Annotated in this window: 19 protein-coding genes; 8 read left to right on the forward strand and 11 right to left on the reverse strand. The window is 43.3% G+C overall.

What is annotated here, in order from left to right; genetic code table 11:
- Nucleotides 1–27: 27 nt before the first annotated feature.
- From CW749_RS09880 to CW749_RS09900, 5 genes are all read right to left on the reverse strand, one after another.
- Complete coding sequence (locus tag CW749_RS09880; RefSeq protein ID WP_101111859.1) at nucleotides 28–258, reverse strand: hypothetical protein; 231 nt, start codon at nucleotides 256–258, stop codon at nucleotides 28–30.
- Between the two features lie 338 nt (nucleotides 259–596).
- The gene (putP, locus tag CW749_RS09885; RefSeq protein WP_101112000.1) at nucleotides 597–2,084 is read right to left on the reverse strand and encodes a sodium/proline symporter PutP; all 1,488 of its coding nucleotides are present in this window, start codon (nucleotides 2,082–2,084) and stop codon (nucleotides 597–599) included.
- A 90-nt stretch (nucleotides 2,085–2,174) separates the two neighbouring features.
- Nucleotides 2,175–2,873 (reverse strand): 1-pyrroline-5-carboxylate dehydrogenase, encoded by a 699-nt coding sequence (locus CW749_RS09890; RefSeq protein WP_101111860.1) that lies wholly within the window; start codon nucleotides 2,871–2,873, stop codon nucleotides 2,175–2,177.
- 11 nt (nucleotides 2,874–2,884) lie between these two features.
- Complete coding sequence (gene putA / locus CW749_RS09895) at nucleotides 2,885–6,004, reverse strand: bifunctional proline dehydrogenase/L-glutamate gamma-semialdehyde dehydrogenase PutA (protein ID WP_101111861.1); 3,120 nt, start codon at nucleotides 6,002–6,004, stop codon at nucleotides 2,885–2,887.
- Nucleotides 6,005–6,254: 250 nt separating this feature from the next.
- On the reverse strand, nucleotides 6,255–7,049 hold the full coding sequence (locus CW749_RS09900) for an AraC family transcriptional regulator (RefSeq protein ID WP_101111862.1): 795 nt from the start codon (nucleotides 7,047–7,049) through the stop codon (nucleotides 6,255–6,257).
- 418 nt (nucleotides 7,050–7,467) lie between these two features.
- On the opposite strand from CW749_RS09900, the gene CW749_RS09905 reads away from it, so the two are divergent.
- Together CW749_RS09905 and CW749_RS09910 are read left to right on the forward strand one after the other, a co-directional pair.
- The gene (locus tag CW749_RS09905) at nucleotides 7,468–8,571 is read left to right on the forward strand and encodes a PEGA domain-containing protein (RefSeq protein ID WP_180958379.1); all 1,104 of its coding nucleotides are present in this window, start codon (nucleotides 7,468–7,470) and stop codon (nucleotides 8,569–8,571) included.
- A gap of 130 nt (nucleotides 8,572–8,701) precedes the next feature.
- Nucleotides 8,702–10,525, forward strand: a complete 1,824-nt coding sequence (locus CW749_RS09910; protein WP_101111864.1) for an SUMF1/EgtB/PvdO family nonheme iron enzyme — start codon at nucleotides 8,702–8,704, stop codon at nucleotides 10,523–10,525.
- Between the two features lie 431 nt (nucleotides 10,526–10,956).
- Here the strand turns inward: CW749_RS09910 and CW749_RS09915 are convergent, their stop codons facing one another.
- Genes CW749_RS09915 through CW749_RS09930 form a run of 4 tightly spaced genes read right to left on the reverse strand, consistent with a single transcriptional unit; the run spans nucleotide 10,957 to nucleotide 14,514 of the window.
- Nucleotides 10,957–11,829, reverse strand: coding sequence for a metal ABC transporter permease (locus CW749_RS09915; RefSeq protein WP_101111865.1), 873 nt, complete (start codon nucleotides 11,827–11,829; stop codon nucleotides 10,957–10,959).
- Complete coding sequence (locus CW749_RS09920; protein WP_272897855.1) at nucleotides 11,829–12,704, reverse strand: metal ABC transporter permease; 876 nt, start codon at nucleotides 12,702–12,704, stop codon at nucleotides 11,829–11,831. Before CW749_RS09920 ends, CW749_RS09915 begins: the two co-directional genes overlap by 1 nt.
- Nucleotides 12,705–12,706: 2 nt before the next feature.
- Nucleotides 12,707–13,636, reverse strand: coding sequence for an ATP-binding cassette domain-containing protein (locus tag CW749_RS09925; RefSeq protein ID WP_101111867.1), 930 nt, complete (start codon nucleotides 13,634–13,636; stop codon nucleotides 12,707–12,709).
- Complete coding sequence (locus tag CW749_RS09930; protein WP_101111868.1) at nucleotides 13,633–14,514, reverse strand: metal ABC transporter substrate-binding protein; 882 nt, start codon at nucleotides 14,512–14,514, stop codon at nucleotides 13,633–13,635. The genes CW749_RS09925 and CW749_RS09930 overlap by 4 nt, the downstream gene beginning before the upstream one ends.
- A gap of 418 nt (nucleotides 14,515–14,932) precedes the next feature.
- On the opposite strand from CW749_RS09930, the gene CW749_RS09935 reads away from it, so the two are divergent.
- On the forward strand, nucleotides 14,933–15,679 hold the full coding sequence (locus CW749_RS09935) for a helix-turn-helix transcriptional regulator (protein WP_101111869.1): 747 nt from the start codon (nucleotides 14,933–14,935) through the stop codon (nucleotides 15,677–15,679).
- A gap of 1,058 nt (nucleotides 15,680–16,737) precedes the next feature.
- On the forward strand, nucleotides 16,738–17,502 hold the full coding sequence (locus CW749_RS09940) for a heparin lyase I family protein (RefSeq protein ID WP_101111870.1): 765 nt from the start codon (nucleotides 16,738–16,740) through the stop codon (nucleotides 17,500–17,502).
- A gap of 95 nt (nucleotides 17,503–17,597) precedes the next feature.
- On the opposite strand, the gene pdxH is transcribed toward CW749_RS09940, so the two are convergent.
- Nucleotides 17,598–18,233: a pyridoxamine 5'-phosphate oxidase gene (gene pdxH / locus CW749_RS09945; RefSeq protein ID WP_101111871.1), complete on the reverse strand. Its 636-nt coding sequence runs from the start codon at nucleotides 18,231–18,233 to the stop codon at nucleotides 17,598–17,600.
- Nucleotides 18,234–18,513: 280 nt separating this feature from the next.
- Between pdxH and CW749_RS09950 the strand changes: the two genes are divergently transcribed.
- From CW749_RS09950 to CW749_RS09965, 4 genes are all read left to right on the forward strand, one after another.
- Nucleotides 18,514–19,905 carry an HlyD family type I secretion periplasmic adaptor subunit gene (locus CW749_RS09950; protein ID WP_101111872.1) on the forward strand — a complete coding sequence of 464 codons (1,392 nt, stop codon included), beginning with the start codon at nucleotides 18,514–18,516 and terminating at the stop codon, nucleotides 19,903–19,905.
- Between the two features lie 119 nt (nucleotides 19,906–20,024).
- Entirely contained in the window at nucleotides 20,025–20,690 is a 666-nt protein-coding gene (locus CW749_RS09955; protein WP_224055952.1) for a transglutaminase-like cysteine peptidase, read from the forward strand.
- A 5-nt stretch (nucleotides 20,691–20,695) separates the two neighbouring features.
- Entirely contained in the window at nucleotides 20,696–22,606 is a 1,911-nt protein-coding gene (locus CW749_RS09960) for an EAL domain-containing protein (RefSeq protein ID WP_101111874.1), read from the forward strand.
- Between the two features lie 19 nt (nucleotides 22,607–22,625).
- Nucleotides 22,626–24,737 carry a type I secretion system permease/ATPase gene (locus CW749_RS09965; protein WP_101111875.1) on the forward strand — a complete coding sequence of 704 codons (2,112 nt, stop codon included), beginning with the start codon at nucleotides 22,626–22,628 and terminating at the stop codon, nucleotides 24,735–24,737.
- Between the two features lie 131 nt (nucleotides 24,738–24,868).
- On the opposite strand, the gene CW749_RS09970 is transcribed toward CW749_RS09965, so the two are convergent.
- Nucleotides 24,869–25,825, reverse strand: coding sequence for an NAD(P)-dependent alcohol dehydrogenase (locus CW749_RS09970; RefSeq protein WP_101111876.1), 957 nt, complete (start codon nucleotides 25,823–25,825; stop codon nucleotides 24,869–24,871).
- Nucleotides 25,826–25,898 lie beyond the last annotated feature (73 nt).

Genomic DNA, 25,898 nt, shown 5'->3' on the forward strand with positions numbered 1-25,898 from the left:
GCAGACGACAATGAAAACCCAGCGAATCTAAGCAATGCTGGTTTCTTTTATTTCCGTATTTACCGGGCTGCAGTATTCTTGATTGCATACACGGCAGTAAAGCCTTTGCTCCATTTTGTGGTCATTATCACCACTAAAAATTTGGAACATCATTTGATTAGCCTTTTCCAACAGCGTTGTACATTGCGGTGTGGTTTTGCACATAATGGCTTTATGGTGGGTCTTCTTCTCACACGCTTCACAATATACCTTAGGCATTACTGGTTTCCTTTTAGCACTTTTGAACTAATTAGACCTAATTAGAACAAACCTGTTCGCTATTATTAATTCTGAAATTAATATTTGTGGTGGACATAACATATTTTCAGAACTTAACACTCAACGAACACTATTCTTGTGCTTAGTGTCATAATAAAAATGTTTTGTTTCAGGAAAATACGATATCTAGTACTTTATTTATAGCTAATTAAGACAACGACAATTAAAAGCTAAAAAATTCTAGTCCATTCAATAAAACTCAATAAAAAAACGCCCTCGGATGAACGAGGGCGTTTTGCTCTTTACAAGAAAAAATCTGTTCCTAAGAACTGTCGCTCTTAGTCAAGTTCCTGCAATTGCTTTTCAAACTTGGCATGTTGCGCTTTCACTTCATCAGAAGGTTCGCCTGTTGCAATGCTGACTGCAACAATAGAGATCGTTGATAATATGATCCCTGGTACAATTTCGTACACGTCAAACCAACCGCCTGAAAGCTGCTTCCATACCACAATCGTGATACCACCGACCAAGATACCCGCAAGAGCACCGTTGCGATTCATACCAACCCAGAAAAGACTCAATACGATTGCAGGTCCAAACGCAGCACCAAAGCCAGCCCACGCGTAAGAAACTAGCCCAAGAACAGAACTGTCTGGGTTCATCGCAAGGAACAAAGCAACAAGTGATAGCAAGACAACCGCAATTCGACCAACAGTAACAACTTGCTCAGGTGATGCTTCGTTATTAAATACCTGCTTGTAGAAGTCTTCAGCTAGAGCTGATGAAGATACAAGTAACTGCGAATCCGCTGTACTCATTATCGCCGCTAGAATGGCAGCCAAAAGAATACCGGCTATCACTGGATGGAAAATAGCATTAACAAGCAGCATGAAGATTTTCTCACCATCCGCCAAATCATTGCCTTGTCCATTGAGGTAAACCAAACCAACCAAGCCCACTAACATGGCGCCAACCATTGATAGTGCCGACCAAATAACAGCAATGCGTCGCGCCGTGACAAGATCTTTGTTGCTTCTTGATGCTTTGAAACGAGCCAAAATATGCGGCTGACCAAAGTAACCCAGACCCCATGCAGCCAAAGAAATAATGGCGATGGCAGTCAGTGGTTCACCTTTAGAGTCATTCCACAAAGTCAGAAGCTCAGGGTTAATGTTTTTCAGATCTTCAGTCAGCTGACCAAGCCCTCCATCCATTGCGGCAATAGGCACAATCAGAAGCGCAGCAGCCATTAGCAAACCTTGAACTAAATCCGTCCAAGAAACCGCTAAGAATCCACCAAACAAGGTATAAGAAACAACACAAATAGTGCCGATTATAACCGCTGTGGTGTAATCCAATCCGAATACCGTTTCAAACAACTTGCCGCCTGCAACCAAGCCTGAGCTGGTATAAAAAAGGAAGAACAAAAGGATAAAGAAAGCAGAGATTGTCTGAATCAATTTCGAATTATCTTGGAATCGACGCGATAAGAATTCAGGTAACGTTAACGCATCGGTTGTGATGCTGTAGGTACGCAGACGCTTGGCGTTAATAAGCCAGTTTGCCCATGTTCCTATTAGCAGACCACCAGCAAGCCAAAATGCTTCAATACCTGCAGCATAGGCATAACCTGGTAGACCAAGAAGCAACCATCCACTCATATCTGACGCACCTGCAGAAAGCGCAGCTGGCCAAGGTCCTAGTGAACGACCACCCAAAAAGTAGTCACTTGAATTTGAAGTACGCTTATAAGCAATAACACCAATTGCAAGCATCAAAATAAGATACGCAATAAAGGTACCGGTAATAGCAAAGCTATTCTCGATCATATAAAACTCCTCGTTTTATTATTTTTATTCCATGTAGCTTCCCCCCTAATTGAATTCACAATTAAGGGAGAAGCGGGCATGAATTGGCTAGTGGCCGTCGCTCCCGAGCTCAAGCAAGGTCGCGTTTCCACCGACTGCCGTTATATTGATGGTGCGCGTTCGCTCAGTCACGAAGCGCAAAGCAAGGAATGGATCTAATGCTGTCGGAAGACCGACAAGATCCGTTTCACTAATAAACGAAACGATGGCACCGTTTCGATTGGATAAACTTCGGTTAAGAAGAATTTCTTGTTCTGGAGAACCAACAAAACCTAAAGCGCGAACATCGCACTCTAGAATTTCCTGAGCGGATTCTCGCGGAATAACCTGTAAAACATGAGCGGGTAATGAAGTACTCGATATCGCTTGCTCAATGGCCTGCGTGAATACGGCATCATCCGAACTCAAAATAACGGCATTACCCGCTAATAAAGCACAGATTAACTGCGCCGTAACAGCCTGTCGCCCAGTGTCGGACGATTCATCTTGGAGCAACAAACAAACGCCTCTGCCAGCAGTGTAAAGCTCGTTTGTTTCACCCGTAGGCCCTGGCATCAAATGGGTTTTAGCCAGTAATACTTCGCTTTTCTCTAGGTGATACGAACATACCGCACTGGTCGCAGATTCCTTTTGACTAAGTGCCTTAGTGAAAGAGGTAATTGCGGCGCTACGCTGTTCATAGCCAGTTAGATTCCAATTTTCCCATGCTGAGTATGCATCTGAAAAACAAGTGACTTGATGTGCCATAACGGTTCTCCTTATGCGTAAACGGCTTGAGTGAATCGGATAAGATAATGTGGACCACCTGCTTTAGGGCCTGTGCCCGACAGCCCTTGACCACCAAATGGCTGAACGCCAACGACCGCGCCAACTTGGTCACGATTAATGTAACAGTTGCCGACTCGAATGTGTTTTTCGATCCAGCGGTAGGTGGTTTCATTCCTACTGTGAACACCCATGGTCAAACCAAAACCTGTATTGTTAATTTGTTTAACCACATCAGCAATTTGGTTCGCTTTAAAGCGCACAATGTGAAGAATCGGGCCAAAATGCTCTTTTTCTAATACCGAAATATCGTCAATTTCGAATGCAGAAGGAGCAACGTAATCACCATTTGCACAGGCGTGAGAAAGCTCTGCCTGCGCCACCAATTTTTGCGTGCTCGACATTTTTTCAATGTGAGCAAGCAAAGTGGTTTTAGCAGTCTGGTCAATGACAGGACCTACGTCGGTTTTATGTAAGTAGGGTAAACCCACATCCAATTGAGCCATTGCGCCCTGAATGAGTGACGTAATTCGATCGGCAATATCTTCTTGAACAAATAAAACGCGAAGAGCGGAGCAGCGTTGTCCAGCAGAGGCAAAAGCCGAACGCATAACATCACGAACCACTTGTTCTGGTAAGGCGGTGCTGTCGACGATCATGGCATTCTGACCACCTGTTTCCGCAATAAACGGAACGGGTTCAGCTTCGCGGCTTGCTAACGTTGCATTGATTCGCTGAGCTGTTTCCGTCGATCCCGTAAACGCAACACCCGCGATGGCTGGGTGAGAGGTTAATGCGCTACCGATTTCGCGACCAATACCTGGAAGCAACTGAATAACGCCTGCTGGTACGCCGGCTTCTAGCATTAACTCAATCGCTTTAACTGCAATAAGGCTGGTTTGCTCTGCGGGTTTTGCCACAACCGTGTTACCTGCAACTAGTGCCGCTGTAACTTGACCAAGGAAAATCGCTAATGGGAAGTTCCATGGACTAATACAAACAAATACACCACGCCCTTCACGCGTCACCTGCTTAGTTGAACCATCAAATGCGGTGATGTGCTGCGCTTTCAAGAGATTCGCCTGATTTGCGTAGAAGCGACAGAAATCGACCGCTTCACGCACCTCGTCGATACAGTCGTGAATGGTTTTTCCTGCCTCGTGATGACATAAAGCCACCAACTCAGCTAAATCACGCTCCATAAAATCGGCAAGCGTATTTAAATATGCGCCTCGAGACTCTGTGGTCTGACTGCGCCATTCATCCACATTAGCAGCTGCACTGTTCAACGCTTCGGAAACATGATCAAGGTTTGCAAAGACCAAATTACCGACGTGTTTAGTACGATCATAAGGGGCTGTAACCTCTGTTGGTTGCGCGCCTTCCTTGATCATGCTTTCGAAAAGATTCACACCATTAATGATTGGCGCACCTTTCCATTGACGATCACTAAAGGCATGAACAGCCTTTTCAAACACTTCGGCTTCGCTGTCAATGTCCACATTGACGCCAATCGAGTTTTTGCGATCATCAAAAATATCACCTGGCAGAGGTATCTGAGTGTTATTCAGTGTTTCAAATGCCAATAGCGAATCAACTGGGTGATGAGTCAGCGTGTCGACAGGGCAACGAGCATCAACCAAGCGATGAACGAATGAACTGTTTGCACCATTCTCAAGTAGGCGACGAACAAGGTATGGAAGTAAGTCTTTATGGCTTCCAACTGGTGCGTAGATTCGAACGGATTGTCCAAATGCAGACATCGCATGCTCGTACAACGCATCACCCATGCCATGTAATCGCTGGAATTCGTAGTCGCCGTGATCGGCCATCACTGCGATTGCAGTAACGGTATGCGCATTGTGGCTTGCGAATTGAGGGAAAATATTGCCACGCACTTCTGCACTCAATAAAAAGCGAGCACACGCTAGGTAAGCAACATCCGTTGCTTCTTTACGGGTATATACCGGATAGTTATCGTACCCACCTTGCTGCGACCACTTAATTTCGCTGTCCCAGTACGCGCCTTTCACTAAACGTAATGGAATTAAATCACCTTGATCTTTTGCCAAACCATTTAGCCAAACCAGTACAGGCAACGCACGTTTGGAGTAAGCTTGAACAACCAGTCCAAATTTACCCCACCCTTTAACACTTTCGCTTCGGTAAAGCTTTTCAAAGAGTTTAAGTGAGAGCTCTAAGCGATCCGCTTCTTCCGCATCAATCGTTATCGCGACATCAAGCTCACGGGCTTTTTCAAGCAATTTAAGAACGGTGGAATACATCTCATCCATCACGCGTTCGTAATTCGCAACTTCGTAGCGTGGATGCAATGCCGATAGCTTAATAGAAACAGACGGAGCTGGGCTTGTGTCTAATCCATACCCATCGCGTCCCACGGCTTCAATAGCCATGATGTAGTCTTTAAAGTATTTGTCTGCATCTGCGTCTGTCAGCGCGGCTTCACCCAACATATCAAACGAGTAGGTATAGCCTTTATCGCGCATCTTTTTGCCGTTCTTTTGTGCCTCAGAAATCGAGCGTCCAAGAACGAATTGATGACCCATGATCTTCATCGCCTGATGCATCGCTTTGCGAATGACGGGCTCAGAGAGCTTATTCACTAAGCTATTAACAGCTTGAGATGGGGATTTGGATTCCGTTTCTTTAAGTCCAACCACTTTACCTGTCAGCATTAAGCCCCAAGTGGATGCGTTAACAAAAACCGAATCAGAATTTTTAAGATGGGACTTCCAATCAGCAACACTCAACTTGTCACGAATCAAAGCGTCTGCCGTGGCGGAATCTGGAATACGCATTAATGCTTCAGCCAAACACATCAAAAGGATGCCTTCTTGAGTATCTAAACTGTATTCCAATAGAAGTGCATCAATCATCTGCACAGCATTTCTGTCGGCACGGATAGCATTAATCAGTGCTGTGGTTTTTTCCTTTGTAGCACGCTTTTCATTATCAGAAGGCTTAGCTAATGGAATTAGTTGTTCTAACCATTGGGTCTCTTCAACCATATACAATGGAGAGATCAGCGACCAAAGTTGATCAAGCGGTTGCTCAACAAACTGTTTCGTCAACACATCTGTTGCTGTAAACATGCGTTTTCCTCAATCTCAGTACCGAATAAAATATCGGGTTCATCTACAATGGGTAGCAGTGTATTTTGAGAGTAAGTGATATGCTTGTCAAAAACTCCGGCTTTTTTGACAAAAAGTCGGATTTTTAACAAAGTGAAAACATGATCACAGGAATTTCGCGACAGTTTATGCAATATAGTGCAAATAAATTCGCGCAGATTTAACGTATTTGAGTTCTATTTTTCCGATACTTGATTGAGGATAGACGGAGTTAGTGTTTGTTCAAAAGACGCTTCTTATAGACCGATGGGGAGATTCCCTGAAGACGTGAAAAAGTATGAGTAAATGTACTTTGCCCAGAAAACCCGGTCAGCTCAGCGATATGCCCTAAACTCAGATTTCCTTGTTCAATCAGTTTTTTTGCCATGTCAACACGCCTTCCAAGTACATATTGATGTGGTGTAACACCAGTTTGCTCTTTGAAAAGCATGTGAAACTGACTTTCTCCCAAGAAAACACTACCTGCAAGCTGAGCAACGGTAATTCTATGGCTCAGATGCTGCTCAATATATCGGTCAATAGCATCCATATCTAGCCGGCCATCTTTCTGTAAAGCTTGGAAGGATTTCAGATGTCGTTGCATGAGAGCAACGACAGTATCATTACATGCTCGGCTCAAAAGTTCATCAGTAGGGCTATTGCGCATTTCACTTACGAGCATTGCAATCAATTGCTGTATCTGGTTATCGAGCTGAAAATAGATATCTTTCTTTCCTAGCTCATTCAATTTTTGTAATACCAGAGGATCGTACTCACTCATCATAGGCATATTGAGCACGAGAATGTCCGACTTGCCGATTCCTCCGAAAGCATGTTGCGAAGAAGCTGTTACAACACAACCTTGACCAGGTCCGATAAAATTCCCAACCCCCGCGACGTCAAATTCTGCCTGCCCATTTAGCCCTATTACGATCTGGGTATATTCATGATCATGGTTATTCATTTCACTGGGAAGCGTCATCACTTGAGCAGGCTTAGGCCCATTAAGACCGTTATTATTTTTCATGGCAACACCGGAAATTCATAGGCTTATGCGCACTATGATGACTAAAAATATGAAGCAAGATCACAAAGGTTGAAAGAGTATCATTGAGCAGTGTACCTGCGGGCTTCAACTTGAGTCAAAAAAGGTTACATTTCACGGAACAATGATCAAGTGCACATAAATTACGGTCAATGCTTACTCAATCCACTTTAATCGCATTTTTTTATATCAAAACTAAGAAAATTGTGAAATTCTCAAAGACAGAGTAGACTTTTGAGAGTTCAATAAGTTGGGCGACTTGATTCTTTACTCATTAGCTCAAAAAACTAAGAGACTGAAAGTGCTTAATTTCATACTAAATTTAAGTTCAAATCAGTCAAAATTATGGCCTTATCAGAGCAGTAAGGTTACTTACGAAATGAATATCATGCAGGGACTTATGATCAAACATCGAATCCCAGCGCTTTTGCTTGCGCTTACCCCAGTTTGGCTACCTTCCTCTTTACAGGCTGAAGAGATACAAAGCGTTGATTTAGTGGCAGCTATCGATGAAAAAATCACTCAAAATCAAGAGAAAATTGATTCTGTCGATGATGAACACTTCGAAGAAGCCAAAACGCACTCTCAACTCAAACAACAATCAGAGCAACTGCAACGCGAGTATGCTGAGTTAGTTGCTAAACGCAACCGAGCAAAAAGTGCTCTGGATAAGCAATTTACCCGTTTGGTTGAAGAGCCTGATATCGACCTCTCCAGCTTCCAAAAGCAATACCAAGAGTCTTGGGTTGCGGTTAAAGGAAACCAAAAAGAACAACTCAACCAACAGCACCTTGTCAGCGAAAGCGAAATGCGTCTGTCTCAGCTAAAGCAGCAACAGGCTCACTTGAACGCGGCGCAGCAAAATCTGCAAGAATCCCGTGTCGAAGCGCGAGTAAAGAGGCTAGCAGCTGAACTACGCGAGAGTGCTGTTCTTGAAACCAGTTACAAGACAACGTGTTCAGCAAGCATGACCCTGCGTGACTGTGCGAACCGTGGTAAGCACTTAACCAAACAAAAAGCCGTCAATACATTTAAGTCACGATTGATAGGCCAGTTAACTGAAGCGAACGTGGCAAAGCAACACTTGCAAGGTGTGCAACTTAATATCCACGTTCAAGATAGCCAAATCATTAAAAGTGGCTTTTCTGGCGACAACAGTTACGCAACCAAAATGCAAGCGCAGCTTCAAGCTAAACCTGAATCGCTGGCTGCATGTAAACTTCTAGGGGTTGCAAACCGCTACTGTTATTCTGAATCGAATGTTGTGACTACATCCAAAGTTGATAAGGCATGGGCTAACATTACGGTACGCTCTGATCAGTACGAAGATGACGTTACCGTCAACGGAGTGAGATATGGCAGCACTCCTGTTGAGTTAGTACTTCCAGCGGGTCGCCACCAGATTACTGTTTCTAAAGAAGGTTTTGAAACATACAGCCGCCAGATAACCATTAACGGTAATGACACTATTTGGGTTAAACTGAGACCTGAAAAGCATGGGTAGAGCCCAATTTCGGCATGATACATTGCCCATTTACACGTAATTTCTTATCGCCATTTTGTTTATATCAATCCTCATTGATAGTGACAAAATGGCGCTTTAGTTAAGCAAACAACACGAATTAGAACTGAACATGAGACAAGGATTACCAGCGCTTTTGTTGGCTCTTTCACCGAGCCTGATATCAGTAACAGCATATGCTGAGGCTTTGGATATCACGAATGTTTCAAAAGCTATGAGTTCGAAGGAGGCTGAAATACAGTCCGTCGGTACTCAGGAAACGGACATTCAGGCAGCCATTCGAAAGCTCAAAGCAGAGTTACTACAGGTGGAACAAGATGAAGACCGCCTTGAAAACAAAAGGCTGAAAGCCAAACAAGCTCTGGAAAGACAGTACGCTCGAATGCTGGATGACCCTGAACTAGACCTTGCCTCGAGCCAAAAATCTTATCAGGACGCGTGGGCAGAACTGAAGCAAAACCAACAGCAGCAGCTTGATGTGGAACACCAAATTCAAGAGCAGCAAATTTCCTTATCAAGTTCAAAAGCCAAAAGTGCTCAACTCAATGCTGAACTCCGAGAATTAGAAGAGAGCCACTTTCGTTTGCGTGCAGATCAGCTGCAAAACGAGTTAACGGTTCAAACCTCCCAAACGGTCTCTTATCTTCATAACTGTGCTCAGGATGCCACTCTGGCGCAATGTAAGGAACAAACCACAGGGTTAGCGCTTCAAAAAGCAGTTAATCAATTCCAGTCTGCATTAATTAACAACGCAACGGAAAGTGAGATAGTTAAGCAACACCTTCAACAAACCGCGTTAAACATTCATGTTGTAAGTCATCAGCCAGTCAAAACAGGGTTTGTTAACGGTGGTCAATACCAAGCAAAAATTGACGTTGCCATCGAATCACGCCCTTCGCTAAACGCCGCCTGTCGCTTACTTAATATTGATTCAGCTTACTGCTTTGACCCGAGCGAGAAACTCGAAAAATCAAGTACGCAGAAAGAAGTAAGGTGGGTGACGTTAACGGTGCGTTCAAATCAATACGACGACAGTGTGTTGATTAATGGAGTGAGCTACGGCTCCACGCCTGTAGATATCATGCTGCCAACAGGTGCTCACACTGTGAGTATCAAAAAAGAGGGATTCCGTTCCTTTAGCCGTGAAATGACACTCAAGCAAGACGGTAACCTACGAGCTGTATTGGTGGAGAACGCTAACCTTCCACGTTCAGGGAGAACCTTTGCAGACCAAGTTGGTGAGCCAACAGCTGCGCCGCAAATGATTGTTGTTGGGGCAGGTAATTACTATGTAGGCAAGAACGGCTCTCAGCAAGTCGAGTTAAAGCGCGCATATTCAATCTCATCGACGCCTATAACCGTTAAGCAATTTGCTGCGTTTGTAAACGACACGGGTTACAAAACAGTCGCAGAACAAAACAAAACCTGCTCCACGATGGAAAATAGTGTAGACGTGGTGGTTGATGGTAATTATTGGCGCCAACCAGGCTTCAAGCAAAGTGATCAGTCCCCTGTTGTGTGCCTTAGCAGAAGCGATGCTCGTGCGTATACAAAGTGGCTAAGCAATAAAACAGGCTACAAATACCGTCTTCCTACAGAGCAAGAATGGGAAATTGCCGCTCGTGCTGGCACGTCCAGTGCTTACTGGTGGGGCGATGAGTTTGGTACTGGTAAGGCGAATACAGGTTGGGCCGGTACTAAGTGGTCAAATGTAAGTAGCTCCCCTGTTAATGCTTTCCGCCCAAATTCACTTGGTTTGTACGACATGGTGGGCAATGTTTGGGAATGGACAAATAATCGATACGGTAGCGCAAAAGGCGGTGCTTGGAGCTTTGCCCCTGCAAAAGCCTCTGCACACGAATCCTTGGAAGTCGCCCCAGAATCAACAACAAACTACATCGGGTTCCGAGTCGTTCGAATGCTCACAAAAAGCTAATAATTTGCTTTACCTAGTAATCAGTAAAAAGGGCTTCCAAACGGAAGCCCTTTTTATATAACTGTCTGAACGAAAACAGCTAATCTCAGCTTTGAATATATACCCAAGTGACCTCAAGATACTTGGTTCAGCGACTTCTCTACCAAAGAATAGTTAACTGGCTTTAAGACAAGGCACCGATTTAATGATTTAGTGGTTCTAAATCAAAAATCGGTAACGCAGTATGGAAGCCTGTTAAACTCGCCCTTGGGAGCCCATATTCTGTCCCATTTCTTCGTCAAAGAACTTGGAAAGGATTCATTATTCCGCTGCGTTCCTGATTTTTTGAAATAAAGAGGCTTGAACTGAAACAGAATATGAGGCTCTGAATCCTGCATCTTGAGGTGACTTGGGTATACAAATCCAATTGAGTGGCAACTGTATTTCATTTCCTACTGTTCGTTGCATTCCGTGCGCACTGCTAGCGGTTTCGCTTTGCCAAGGTAAGTTCGAAACTTGGCAAACGACAATGCAACAATGAAGCAGAACGCTTGAACGAGAACAATACACGCACTGGTCGCGCCATCAATGTGGAAACTGATCAATGTACCCGCTAATGTCGACCCGATTGACACGGACAGCGCTATTGTCAGCATGTTGGTAAACTTTTTAGTCAATACAAAAGCGGTGATACCAGGAGAAACCAGCATCGCAACGACCATAATGACGCCTACAGCCTGAATGGTCGCAACTATGGTTAGTGCCAGCATAATAAGCAAACCATAGTGTAGGAGCGTTACAGGCAAGCCAGCAACACGGGCGTGGCTCTTATCAAAGCAGTAAAGCAAGAAATCATGTCGAAATACAACCATCACACAAAAAACAATGACAGAAATAATAACCGTTTGCCAGAACTCAAAATCGCTAATACCTAGCATGTTACCAAACAAGATGTGTAACAAGTGCTGATCGGTTTCTACCTTTGCGAACATCACCAACCCCAGAGCAAACATGCCCGAGAATACAATGCCCATTACGGTATCTTCTTTCACCCGACTATTTTCTTTTATATATCCGGTCAAAAGTGCACAAGCGAGGCCAGAAACAAATGCACCAATCGGAAGCGCAATACCCACGACATAAGCCACCACAATACCGGGTAAGACTGCGTGAGAAATGGCATCGCCCATCAAGGACCAGCCTTTAAGCACCAAATAACACGATAGAATGGCGCAAACACTGCCCACAGCTAAACCAGCCCATAGCGCACGCATCATAAATGGGTATTGGAACGGCTCAATAATCCAGCTAATCAACGCTTCCATTATGCTCTCCTAGCCAATTTGCTGGCGCTGCTCAACCGACCTAAAGCCGCAATACGATCGGAAAATAGGCCGTACTTGGGCGCAAACAAAAACGCAAGCATGAACAATATGGTTTGAATCAAGACAATAATGCCGCCTGTTGTGCCATCTAAGAAGTAGCTGATATACGCACCAAGCCCACTACTCAATAGTCCAATCGTAGTGGCAATAACGAGTAGCCAGCCAAATCGATCGGTCAACAGATACGCTGTTGCACCAGGAGTGATAACCATAGCAATAACAAGAACCGCCCCTACCGTTTGCAATGATGCAACAGTACAAGCGCTTAAAAGAGTGAAGAAAAGTATCTTCAATTTAACAGGAGAAAGACCAACAGATGACGCTTGGGTTTCATCGAAAAAAACCAGCATAAGGTCTTTCCATAACAGCCCTAAAATCAACAGAGACACGACTGAAATAATGACAATTTGATAAAGATCTTCGGGCCCAATACTAAGGATGTTGCCGAAAATAATTGCTTGGACGTTTATAGAGGTTGGGTTAAGCGAAATCAGCAGTAATCCAGCCGCAAAAAAGGTCGTAAAAATAAACCCTATAATGGCGTCTTCTTTCAAATGCGAAAGTGATTTCAGCGCAGCTATACTCAGAGATGCGAGAAACCCAGAAAAGAATGCACCAACCGCGTAAGGTAGCCCCAATGCATAAGCACCTGCTACACCTGGGACAACAGAATGCGAAAGAGCATCACCAATTAAGGACCAACCTTTCAACATAAGAAAGGCTGAAAGAAACGCACACACAGCGCCCACAATCGCACTCGCGAATATGGCGTTAATCATGTATTCGTAACCTAGGGGCTCCAATAAATATTCCAACATTACTGATCCACCCGGTTTTTTTGATCGCGAATGGGTTCTCCACGATTGGATTCATCGCGATGTTGGGCTTCACTGATTAGAGTCGAGTCATTTCTGTTGGTTCCATAGAACACCGCGGGTTTCTCGTGATCAGAAATGATCGTAACAGCACGGCGATCGGCATCATTGTGCAGTTCTTCACCAGGAATGCCAACGTGTTTAAGAACCCCACCAAATGTCGCCTCTAGATTTTGCTGAGTGAAAGTAACATCTAACGATCCTGCTGCAATAACCGTTCTGTTTATAAAAACCACTTCATTGCAATAATCTGGAATGCTTCCCAAATTATGGGTGGACACTAAAATCAGATGCCCTTCAGCTCTAAGTTCTCGAAACAACTGCATAATGGCACTTTCTGTGGTGAAATCGACACCAGTAAAAGGTTCATCAAGTAATATTGTTTTACTCTCTTGAGCCAATGCTCTTGCCAAAAAAACACGCTTTTTCTGTCCACCGGAAAGTTCGCCAATTTGTCGTTCAGCTAATTGGCTAATTCCCATTCGGTCCATCGCTGAAGCGACTTTCGCCTTATCCATTTTACTTGGTCGGCGAAGGAAATTCATAAACCCAAAGCGACCTTGCATCACCACATCTTTAACTAGGATAGGAAAATCCCAGTCGATATCCTCACTTTGAGGTACGTAAGCCACTAAATTACTTTTTAGAGCTTTACGTATGGTCATCCCAGAGACACAAATATCACCAGACGAGAGCTTCACAAGCCCCATGATGCTTTTAAAAAGCGTCGATTTACCACCGCCATTGATCCCAACGAGGGCACATATAGTGCCCCCGCTAAGAGAGAAGTTAACGTGGTTAATAGCTGTGAAGCCGTTGTTGTATGTCACACCAACGTTGGATACTTCTAAGCTGGCCGACAACGAACTCATAATTCAAATCCATCCGCTACAGTTTGTGTAGTTACTTTCAATAAATCTAAATAGGTTGGAACAGGACCATTTTGAGTAGACAGAGAATCTACATATAGCACGCCGCCATATTTTGCATTCGTTTCTCTTACAACCTGTTTTGCAGGCTTGTCCGAAATGGTGCTTTCACTAAACACTACCGGAATTTGGTTATCACGAATCTTATCGATAAGTGATTTAACCTGTTTTGGCGTACCTTGCTGGTCAGCATTAATCGGCCACAAGTACGCTTCTTTTAAATCATAATCTTTCGCTAAGTAACTGAATGCACCTTCACTGGTGACTAACCAACGCTTATCTTTTGGAATCGTACTCAATTGCTTGCGAATTGGCGCATCGAGGTTCTTAACCTTTTCTGAATACGCTGCTGCATTACTATTATAGGTCGAAGCATTTACTGGGTCATGTTTTACGAGCGCTTTACGGATGTTTTCAATGTAAACAAGAGCGTTGCTTGTAGACATCCACGCATGAGGGTTGGGTTTACCTTGATAAGGACCATCGTAAATGGAAAGTGGCGTAATTCCTTCTGTTAACGTTACAGATGGAACACCTTCAATATTACTAAAAAAGCGCTCGAACCAGCGTTCAAGGTTCATTCCATTCCACATAACCAAGTCTGCTGACTGAGCTTTTACAATGTCTTTTGGAGTGGGTTGATAGTCATGAATTTCCGCACCAGGTTTGGTAATAGAAACGACTTCAGCAGCATCACCAGCTACATTCTGAGCTATATCTTGAATGATGGTAAACGTTGTAACAACTTTGAAATTAGCAGTAGCCATACTTGGTACCAATACAAGGCTACACAATCCCAGTTGGGCTAAAATCTTCTTCATTTTTTCATCCTGAATCCATTAGATGCTGCAATCGTAAATGATAACCATTATCACTTCAACAAAAACACAAGTATTTAAAGGCTAAGTATCCCCTAATTACGTGCTTCAGGTGAACAATAATACGATATTTATCGTATTTAGACCGTTTTTTCCTTAAAAGGGGGGAATTCCCCCCTTTTAAGGAAAAAAATACTGTTTTATCTTAAGTGTCATAGAGTTAGATACAGTCCAGTGTATCTAACTCTCGGTATCATATTGATACCAGTTATGATCGCTTAGACCCTGAAGCCGATCATAACCTCTTCTACACGTCGACAAGATGTATCTTGTATTTTGCCAGCTCCCTCAAGCTGGCTTTTTTTTAAACAAGCCTACTTGAACGTATAACATACGCTGTAATCTCTATATTGAGACTGATATGATTATTAACAAGTGGCGCACTACAACAGAGCGAATATTCGTGCCTAACTCAACTCTTTTGTCTATTCTCAATCAATTTCCGGGTTGCTGGGGCTGCAAAGATACAAATTCTAACTACGTATACGCGAGTGAATCGTTCAGTCAGCTCGTAGGGTTAAACAGCCATTCTGAATGTGTAGGGCTATCGGACTTTGATATCCCTTGCCCTTCAACTATCTGTGCTCTCGATTTTCAGCGGCAAGACAAACACGTCATGGAAACTCGACAAACTTTAAAGATCTTAGACATCCATCCATATCCAGACGGAAAATGGCGGGCTCATATCTTTACCAAGTCTCCATGGATAAACGACAACGGAGAAGTCCAAGGTGTTATTTTCCACGGTCAAGAACTGGAAGATACCGCCATATTGGAAATTGGACACTGGATTTGTCGAGCCACTGGGCAGAGCCTCAAAAGAGATGTCTACGTCAGTACCATTTGCAGCACACCCAAAAAAATTAACCAGCGAGAATCTCAAGTTCTTTTCTTCTTGTTATACGGGAAGAAGCCTCAATTCATTGCAAACGCGATGAACATTTCGGTGAAAACAGTAGAAGGTCACGTTGCTCGGTTAAGGAACAAATTTGGAGCGAGAACAAAAAGTGAACTTATAGACCTAGCTTTGGATGAGGGGTTTGGCTCGATTATTCCTGAAAGCCTGTTGAATACGCAGATATCCGTTGTGCTTAGCCAAGTTAAATAGTTAACACTCCACTTCAAACCCGCTGAACCATCTTGGCAATTTGTCTTTTTAGCCAAATAGTAAAGTTATCAAAACCCATTCAAATCGCGAATAATTATTAAATAACAATAAGTTAATAAAATAACACCAGCTAAGAAGTATCATCCTGTAAAGAAGAAGAACTTTTAAGAAAATCTGTAGCGTACGATGTATTAAAAATGTAAACAGTTCTACACATTTAAAAATAACACCTCTAAAAGCTCGCCACCCTATATATTTAGCTCAGACCATATTAACCCATCACATTTTTTCTACACAAACATTTACAAACACAAAACAAAAATCGACTGCTTAATTGATGAATAATGGCCAATTAGCGTCTTTTTTCACTCGAAACCCTCAAATGTAATATTTATTTACACTTAGATATTAAAGTTCCAAAAAACTCACTTAACCCTTTATTAAATATAATAATAGCCACAACAATTGAGCTAAATACAAAATAATAAAATATACTATTCATTCACATAAAACATGCCAATTGAGCTAAAAAATAAACTTTGACCCCTCAATATAATATGGATAACAAAAATCCATATTAATCAATAAATATCAAATACATATGCGATTAAATAGCGATGATAGAATCGATATATTTACTTTATTTTATCCTAGTAAATTATTTTATGGAATGAAGATCAAATCTTTGTTTTTGATTTTGTACAAATATCATTGTGAGCCTTTTAGAAATTTTTCTAACCAAAAATAAACTTTAATATTCTCGTTGTGGACAAGAGAGGAACGAGACAATAGTTCCGAACTTAATGTAATAACTTATTTGATGTACTTAAAAATTGGATTGTTATCGCTACATATAAAAGCCAAAAAATAGTTAGTTTTTTAAATCAATAAACATTAAGCATTTAATATCATTGATTTTAATTTACAAAAACACAGAGTTTTAATGTTAGAAATCTGTTTTATCTATTAAACATTTATTTCTCTTTGAGAAATAAGCGGGCTCTCTATGTCGCAATTACTTGAAAATTAAATTTATTTCTTTTACGAGTGGGTGAATAATGATGAAAATTTTAACTTTATTATTAGTTGGAAGTGTATTTTCGGTAAGTGCGCAAGCGGCAAACATGTGGAAAACTGTATACGAACAGCTTGACCTAGGCGGGCTTAAAACACCAAATGAAAAAGTTCATATAGAGTGTCATTTCGACCTACTCTCAGTGAACTTAACCAAAGATCATGACGTCACGAAGCTAAAAATGAACAAAGCTCCTAACCGCAAACGTTGTGAGTTTGCAATAAAGGATGTCGTTAAGCGTGATACCCCGTTTAAATTCTCTTTTGATTTCAAGACTAACGACAACTTTGCACACTACAGCCAATGGCACAGCTACTTCCAACTACATTCAGTACCGGATCAAGGTGAAGCGTGGCGCTGCCCAATCATGGCTCTTGAATCTATAAACGGTACTCTAAGAATGTTCAACCGTTGGGATGAAAACCAAATCTCAGTAACAAAGAATGGGTCATGTGGCGGGGCTGGTAACTCTATCGAATACAGAAAGCTATTCAGCGATTACTACTACGAAGCAGACAGTTGGTATAATGTAGAAATCAGTGGTGAGCTTTCTCATAACAAAGATGCATGCTTAACCGTAAAAATTAACGATGAAGTACTATCTGATGTATGCGGTCCAAACACATTCAACGATATTCAAAAGCCTTACATCAAGTTCGGTATCTATAAACCAACTTCATGGGAAGTGGATAACGAAGAAATTGAATTAAGTGTTAAAAACATTCGCTACCACGAGCTAGCCAACTAAAAAAGTAAATAAAAACAAAACGCCGCACTGACTTACAGTGCGGCGTTTTTATATTCAAGCGGAATTTTAAAGCCGTATGTAAAAGCTAAAACTGATTACGGTGCGAGTCGGTCTATCGACCACTCATCATCATCGCGTGAAAATAAGAAGCGATCATGAAGGCGATGTTCGCCGCCTTGCCAAAACTCCATACTTTCTGGCTTTACTCGAAAGCCACCCCAAAACGTCGGAACCGGAATTTCTCCACTCTCAAATTGCTTTTTGACTTCCATATACTTGCTTATCAACATGCTACGGGCAGATAACCGGCTACTTTGCTTGCTGGCGATCGCGGCAATTTGGCTCTCTTTCGGTCTGGAGCTGAAGTATTTCATGTTCTCCATTGCCGTTAGCTTTTGAGCGACACCAGTCACATGTACTTGTCGTTCCAATGGGTGCCAAGGGAAATGAAGGCTGATCTTACTGTGATTATCGAGGTGCTGCGCCTTACGGCTACCTAAGTTGGTATAAAATACAAATCCCTCTTTATCGACACTTTTCAACAACACTATTCTTTGGAAAGGCATGCCGTTTTCATCAACGGTCGCGACTGTCATCGCCGTTGGATCACTCAATTTGGCATCTACAGCTTGCTGAAGCCAAAGATTAAATTGATCAATCGGATCAGATTTCAAATCTCGACGCCTTAAGCCGTCTTTTGTGTATTCACGGCGAATATCTGAAAGTTCCATTTCGACTCCTTCTGGTTTCCGATGATTTTGCGCCTAAGGATTTGGGAACTCAAGTCATTTTTCTTTCCGCTTTACCAGTCCATAGAATTCAAAAACACGTATTTTGAGGTAACTATCTGCCGCCTAGATATGTGAATGTATTTAGCTGAGGTATAATTAAATGAACAACTTAACAATTTATTCATCAAATCCGAAGATTCACAAGCGTTAGCATGAAAATTGCTTCAAGATAAAACACACAAATTTTTGTTGACCGTCTGATTTGTTGCAAGGGAAATACATGGACACCAAGAGCCTGAAAAAGCTGGACTCAAAAGAACTAGACTACGTGGATGATAAAACAGCCGCTTTACTTTTGAATACACCGAGTAGTGCTAGAATTCTTCTTTGGGTGGTCGTACTGTTTTTTGCCATTGCCATTGCGTGGGCGGCTTGGGCACAAATTGATAAAGTAACCGTAGGTCAAGGTAAGGTTATCCCGTCTTCACAATTACAGGTGGTTCAAAACCTTGAAGGGGGGTTGGTTAAAAAAATCCTTGTCCACGAAGGTGAGATGGTTGAAAAAGGGCAACAGCTTCTTCTGATTGATGACACCAGGTTTCGTTCTGATTTTCGTGAAAGAGAACAACAAGTCACCAACCTAACAGCCAATGTACTGCAATTATCCGCGTCCATCGCGAGTATAAAAATCCGTGAAGGTTTGGATCTGGAAAACTGGCAAGACAGCGTTGTTATCGAAAACGATAAACTGATCTTCCCAGAACCACTGGCTGAAAACGACCCTCAATTGGTCGCACGCCAATTTGCAGAATATCGCCAAGATCTCAATAATCTAAAGAATCAGGTCTCTGTTCTGGATCAACAAGTAGAGCAGAAACTTCAAGACCTCGTCGAAATCAAAGCTCGAGTCACCAACCTTCAGCGTAGCTACGATTTCGCTAAAAAAGAACTCGATATTACAAAACCATTGGCAACAGAAGGCATCGTTCCTCGAATCGAGTTGCTAAAATTGGAACGACAACTCAACGATACCAGTCGAGAACTCACTTCTACGGAACTTAAAGTACCAGTGTTAACCTCCGCCATCCGCGAAGCAATTTTGAGTCGAATCGATGCCGCTTTAAAATTCCGTTCGGAGCAACAAGAAAAGCTTAACCAAGCACAAGACAAATTGTCATCGCTGACCGAATCCACGGTTGGGCTTGAAGACCGAGTGAATCGAACCATCGTCGTATCTCCTGTTACTGGCACAATTAAAAAAATGCACACAAATACCGTAGGTGGTGTTATTCAACCCGGCATGGATTTAGTGGAAATCGTCCCAACCGAGGACACTCTGCTGGTCGAAGCGAAGATTGCCCCACAAGATATTGCCTTTTTAAGACCCGGTCTGCCTGCTATCGTTAAATTCAGTGCTTATGACTTTACTCGATACGGAGGGCTTGAAGGCATTTTAGAACACATCAGTGCGGATACCATCCAAGATGAAGAAGGCAACAGCTTTTACCTTGTTCGAGTACGGACTTTGCAAGACAGCTTTGGTCATTCAGAACAGCTCCCAATCATTCCTGGAATGACGACCTCGGTCGATATAATAACGGGCAAACGTTCTGTTCTGGATTATCTATTGAAGCCTATATCACGTGCCCAACAAACGGCTTTGCGTGAATAAACCGAGGATTACATTGAATGCGATTCGGAGGAAACCATTGTCCTTTTCCAACAAATTGGCGCGTAACATTGTCTCAAACACTCAGTGAAACGTCCTGATTTTTGATGGCGATTAACCGAATAAAAACAGGTGCATTATTGATGTGCCTGTTGTCACTTCCATTCACTTCAGTAGCTCTAAATACGAAAGAGCAACGCTGGGTAGAGGCTGTTCGAGGCACATACGGTGATCGCGCAGCGAAACGCGTTACGGCTTGGCGTAATGGCATTGCCGACTACCACAATTTGAAAGAAAAAGATCAACTTGAAGCCGTCAACAATTTCTTTAACCAGATGAATTTTGTCGACGACATAAACCTGTGGGGACGGAAAGACTACTGGGCAACACCCCTAGAATTTCTAGGAAGCGCTGGTGGGGACTGTGAAGATTTCACAATTGCGAAGTATTTCTCATTGCTTGAGCTCGGCGTCCCAGATAAGAAGCTCCGCTTAGTGTACGTTAAAGCGATTGAATTAAATCAATTTCACATGGTTTTGGCCTATTACCGAACACCAAGTTCGCAGCCTTTGATTTTGGATAACTTAATTGCAGATATTAAACCAGCATCGAAGCGCAGAGACTTACTGCCTATCTACAGTTTTAACGGTAAAAACCTATGGCTAATGAAAGAAAAAGCCAGTGGTAAGTTAGCAGGAAAATCCTCTCGCTTGAGCTTATGGAACGATTTACGCTCACGCGAACAAAAATTGAAATTAAATAAACCCATTATTAATTATGATGAGTAAGCACCATGACACTATATAGACAGCTAGTCGCTTGGATGTTGGCAGTATTTCTACTGTTGATAACCTCGGTCTTTGCGATTGAGTTTAACACCACACGGAACTTCTTAGAGCAAGCTCAACGCTCTGAGGTGAACAACACCATCAACACCGTCGGTCTCGCGTTAGCACCTTATCTTGAAAATCAGGATGAAGTTGCCGTGGAGTCGGTTATAAACGCCTTGTTTGATGGCAGCTCATATTCCGCAGTCAGGCTCATCTTCCTTAGTAACGACAAGGAAATAGTTCGAACCTACCCTATTAAGAACCACGACATTCCTGACTGGTTCACGAATTTGGATTTGTTTAGAACGATTCACGATCGTCGAGTCGTGACCAGTGGGTGGCTCCAATTGGCAGAAGTGGAAATCATCAGCCATCCGGGTGATGCCTACTTCCAACTTTGGCAAGCTCTTACCAGCTTAGTCACACTATTTACAGGAATCTTCATCATTGGTGCGGTGGTGATTTCTGCGGTAGTGAGACGCGCATTGACCCCGCTAACACTCATCATTCAGAAAATGAAAGAAGTCGCTAATAATCACTTTGGAGAACCACTTGAACGCCCACGAACTCGAGACTTGATTGCGGTCGTCGATGGTATTAATGCCATGTCTGCCCAAGTTGAAAAAAGCTTTAAAGCGCAAGCAAGAGAAGCCCAACAGTTACGTGAAAGAGCCTATATGGATCCGGTATCACATCTGGGTAACCGCTCATTCTTCATTGGTCAGCTAAATACATGGCTAAGCGAATCAGCAATAGGCGGTGTGGCTATCTTGCAAGCAACCTTTATAAAAGAAGCGTACGACGATGAAGGCTACGAAATTGGCGACAGCCTCGTTAAAGAGTTGGCCGACTTACTGAGAGCGACGACCTCATCTCCAGACGTCACCATTGCACGTATCAATACCGCAGAATTTGGTTTCATTCTCCCTAACTTAGAAGAAAGTGAATTGCGCATGGTGTCGGAAAGCATCATGAACTATACCCAAGATATTCGACCAGATCCGACGGGTACCGCGCCATCCGCGGCTTTCTTAGGTGTGGTGTATAACGAAAATCGCAAGAATACGACCGAGATTCTATCACTTGTCGATAATGCCCTATCGAAAGCACACGCGCATCCAGAGAAAACATACGGTCTTGTTACGGATGAACAAAACCATGTCCTACTTGGAAAGCAGCAGTGGCGCACCTTGGTCGAAGAAGCCATCAGTAATCAATGGGTTGAATTTAAGTTACAGACTGCAAACACGACAACAGGAGCAACCTATCACCGTGAGGTTTTCTCTGCCATTGAGAAAAACGGTGAGCGCTTCACTGCCAACCAATACCTGTTTGCATTGGAGCAGTTAAATGCAGGTCATATCTTTGACCAGTACGTTATCGTAGCGATGTTAGATAAGCTCCGCAGCCGAGAAGTCACAGATACCTTAGCAATCAACTTAACCATCAGCAGTGTTACTGAGCCAAGCTTTATTCGTTGGCTGACACAAACCCTAACCAAGAATGGCGCACTGGCTAAAAAACTGCATTTTGAAATTCCTGAGTCTTGCTTCATCAACCACCAGCACCACACCGCTTTGATCTGTCACGCTATTCGCAGCGCTGGCGCTGATTTTGGTGTGGACAATTACGGTCGTCATTTCCACTCTTTGGAATACATCAACGAATTTAGACCGGCTTACGTTAAGCTGGATTACCTGTACACCCACCAAATTGATGACGAGAAGCAGAAGTACACACTTACTTCAATTTCTCGGACTGCGCATAACCTTGGTATAAAAACCATCGCTTCGCGTGTAGAAACACAAGCACAGCTGGATTTTCTTTCTGAGCACTTTATTGAAGCATTCCAAGGCTTCATTGTTGATAAATAAGTTTTAAGGTCTATCAAGGATGCAAGATCCGTTGTTGAACTCGCTGGTGTACATTAGCCGCTACTATGGCATGTCGAATTCACCAGAAGCACTCGTAAGTGGTTTACCGTTAGCAGATGGTAAGCTGACGCCGTTCCTCTTTCCCCGCTCAGCAGAAAGAGCGGGGTTAGTTGCCCGTGAAAATCGCACTGAATTTGAAGGAATACCAGAACTTATTCTGCCTGCAGTCTTGCTTCTTAAAGGGGGGGACGCTTGTGTACTTGTGAGCATAAACCGCGAAACACAAGAAGCAGAAGTGGTGACATCTGACTCCCACCTAATGCCCATTTCGTTGCCTCTTGAAGAATTGAAGCAGCTGTACACAGGGCGCTACTTTTTAGTTAAAAAGCAATTTCGCTACGACGAACGCTCTCCAGAAGTATTGAAACCGCGTGATGGGCATTGGTTTTGGAGTACTTTGCTCGAATCCAAACACATTTACCGCGACGTATTGATTGCTTCCATTCTAATCAATATGTTTGCCATTGCCGCACCAATGTTTACTCGATTGGTGTACGACAAAGTGGTGCCTAACCTTGCGTTTGAATCTTTATGGGTATTAGCGTCTGGTATTTTTGTTGTCTTCCTGTTCGATTTCCTTCTTAAGCTGCTGCGAAGTTACTTCATTGATATTGCAGGTAAGAAATCCGATGTACTGATTTCGTCGAAATTATTCAGCAAAGTCATGGGCATTCGAATGGAATCTCGCCCAGCTTCTGTAGGTGCGTTTGCAAGGCACCTACAAGAGTTTGAATCGATAAGAGAGTTCTTTACCTCTGCAACAGTCTCTTCATTGATTGACCTCCCTTTTGCACTGCTGTTTTTGGTGGTCATATGGCTGGTAGCCGGTAACCTTGTCATTGTGCCAATTGTCGGAATTCTCATTCTGATCATTCACTCCATGCTTATCCAAGGTCCTTTGAGAAAAAGCATCGAAGAAGGATCGCGCTTGGCTTCACAAAAATACGCCAACTTGATCGAAAGCCTTGCCGGGCTAGAAACCGTCAAAGTTTTTGGTGCACAAAGCCAATTCCAATACCGCTGGGAAGAAGCGGTTGCTCATATGGCAAACTGGAATATCAAAAGCCGACGCATTACCGACTCCATTCAAAACGCTGCTGGTTTTATTCAGCAAACGGCAAACGTCGGTATGATCATTGTGGGTGTGTACCTGATTGCCGAGGGCGAACTGAGTATGGGTGGGTTAATCGCCGCCACTATGTTGAGTGGTCGCGCAGTCGGCCCTCTCGTGCAACTGTCACTGCTTTCTACCCGATACAATCAAGCTAAATCTTCTATGACCATCATCGAACAAGTGATGTCGATGCCCGAAGAGCAGGAAGAAGGCAAACGCTATATCCACCGCCCCATCATTCAAGGAAAAATTGAGCTCGACCGCGTGACATTTCACTATCCAGACTCCGATCTCGCTTCAGTTCGAGACGTGAGTATCTGCATCAATCCGGGTGAAAAAGTGGCGATCATTGGTCGTATTGGTTCTGGTAAAACAACGATAGAGCGCCTCATTATGGGGCTCTACCAACCCACAGAAGGCAATGTCCGAATAGACGATACGGATATCGCACAGCTGCACCACGCTGATGTACGCCGCAACATTGGTTGTGTACCGCAAGATATCACTCTGTTCTTTGGCTCAATTAGAGACAACATTACACTTGGTCAACCTTTAGTGGATGACAGAGAAGTACTGGATGCGGCAAACCGAGGTGGTGTCACCGTATTTACTCAACAAGACCCAGCTGGGCTCGAAAGGCAGGTAGGTGAAGGTGGCCTTCTACTGTCTGGCGGTCAGCGTCAATCCGTTGCTATATCGCGAGCGTTCCTTGGCAGACCTCCGGTTCTACTTATGGATGAACCAACCAGTTCTATGGATAACCGTTCCGAAATGCACATCAAACACCAGCTTGTTAATCTGAAAAAGAGCGAGACACTGATTTTGATTACGCACAAAACCTCAATGCTCGATGTCGTAGATCGTGTGATTGTAATGGAAAAAGGGGCAGTGATCGCCGACGGACCGAAAGAGCAAGTTCTCAACAGCTTAAAACAAGGTCGTGTGAAAGCATCCTAGTACTGAGCCTACAGCCAATACTGATGCCAACATCTATTTGTGAATTCAGCCCTCTCTAACCGAGAGGGCTTTTTTAATTTAATCTATACCCTGCATCTTGAGGTCACTTGGGTATATATCCGAAAGCGTCATCACAATTTAACAACCACACTTCCTGCTTTGCGCCCTTCTTCCACACGACGATGAGCTTCCACCAACTTGTCGAATTCGAAAATCGAATCAATAACTGGGGTTAATTTATCGGTCTCAATCAGCGTTTTTATCTGATTCATATCACTCTTTGTTTCGATAGCTAAACCACACACAACTTTTCTTCGCCCCCATATTCGCGTAGTCAGCATACGATAAAAGTCAGTAAGACCACCTGATGCAGCAAGCCAAATGCCATCATTAGTGAGCAGATGCTTACAAGCTGAATAATTAAGATTACCAACCGTGTCATATAGGATGTCGAACTCTCCGGATCTATCTTCCACCGCCCTTTCTGTGTAATCCCAAACATGGTGAGCACCAAGGGATTGGACGAGCGCTTTCTTTGCTAACTGGCATACGGCGGTCACTTCCATTCCTTTGTTTACCGCAATCTGAATACCGTAGCTACCCAGAGCGCCACCAGCACCGTTGATAAGAATGCGTAATTTTGGTCTTGTTGAGGTCCGATGATGCAAAAAATACCAGGAAGCTGTCGCTCCAAAGGGAATGGATGCCGCTTGTTCAAAAGTTAAGTTTGAAGGCATATGCGTTACGGCAGCAGATTCATCGAGAAGCAAATACTCGGCGTGTGCACCCATTTCTGTTCCAGTACCACCAAAAACGCAGTCTCCGGTGTTGAATTGAGTCACTGACTCCCCGATAGCCGCTATCTCCCCAGAAAACTCAGTTCCGAGTACTTGTTTCTTGGGTGTGAAGATACCATTAAACAGGCGTACAGCCCATGGGTCGGCTTTTCGCATACGAACATCGGCGGAAGACACCGTTGTTGCCCGTACTTTAATCAAAATCTGATGTTTTTCTACAACGGGAATATCCAAATCCTTTGTTTGTAATACATCTGCATCACCGTACCGCTCATATACCATAGCTTTCATTATCTATCTTCCTAGCTCATTCACTCGCCTCACTTTAAAACGACAAAGAATCCTTAACTTGATAGTTTGTGCG

This window comes from Vibrio sp. vnigr-6D03, assembly GCF_002835515.1.
Classification (GTDB): Bacteria; Pseudomonadota; Gammaproteobacteria; order Enterobacterales; family Vibrionaceae; genus Vibrio; species Vibrio penaeicida.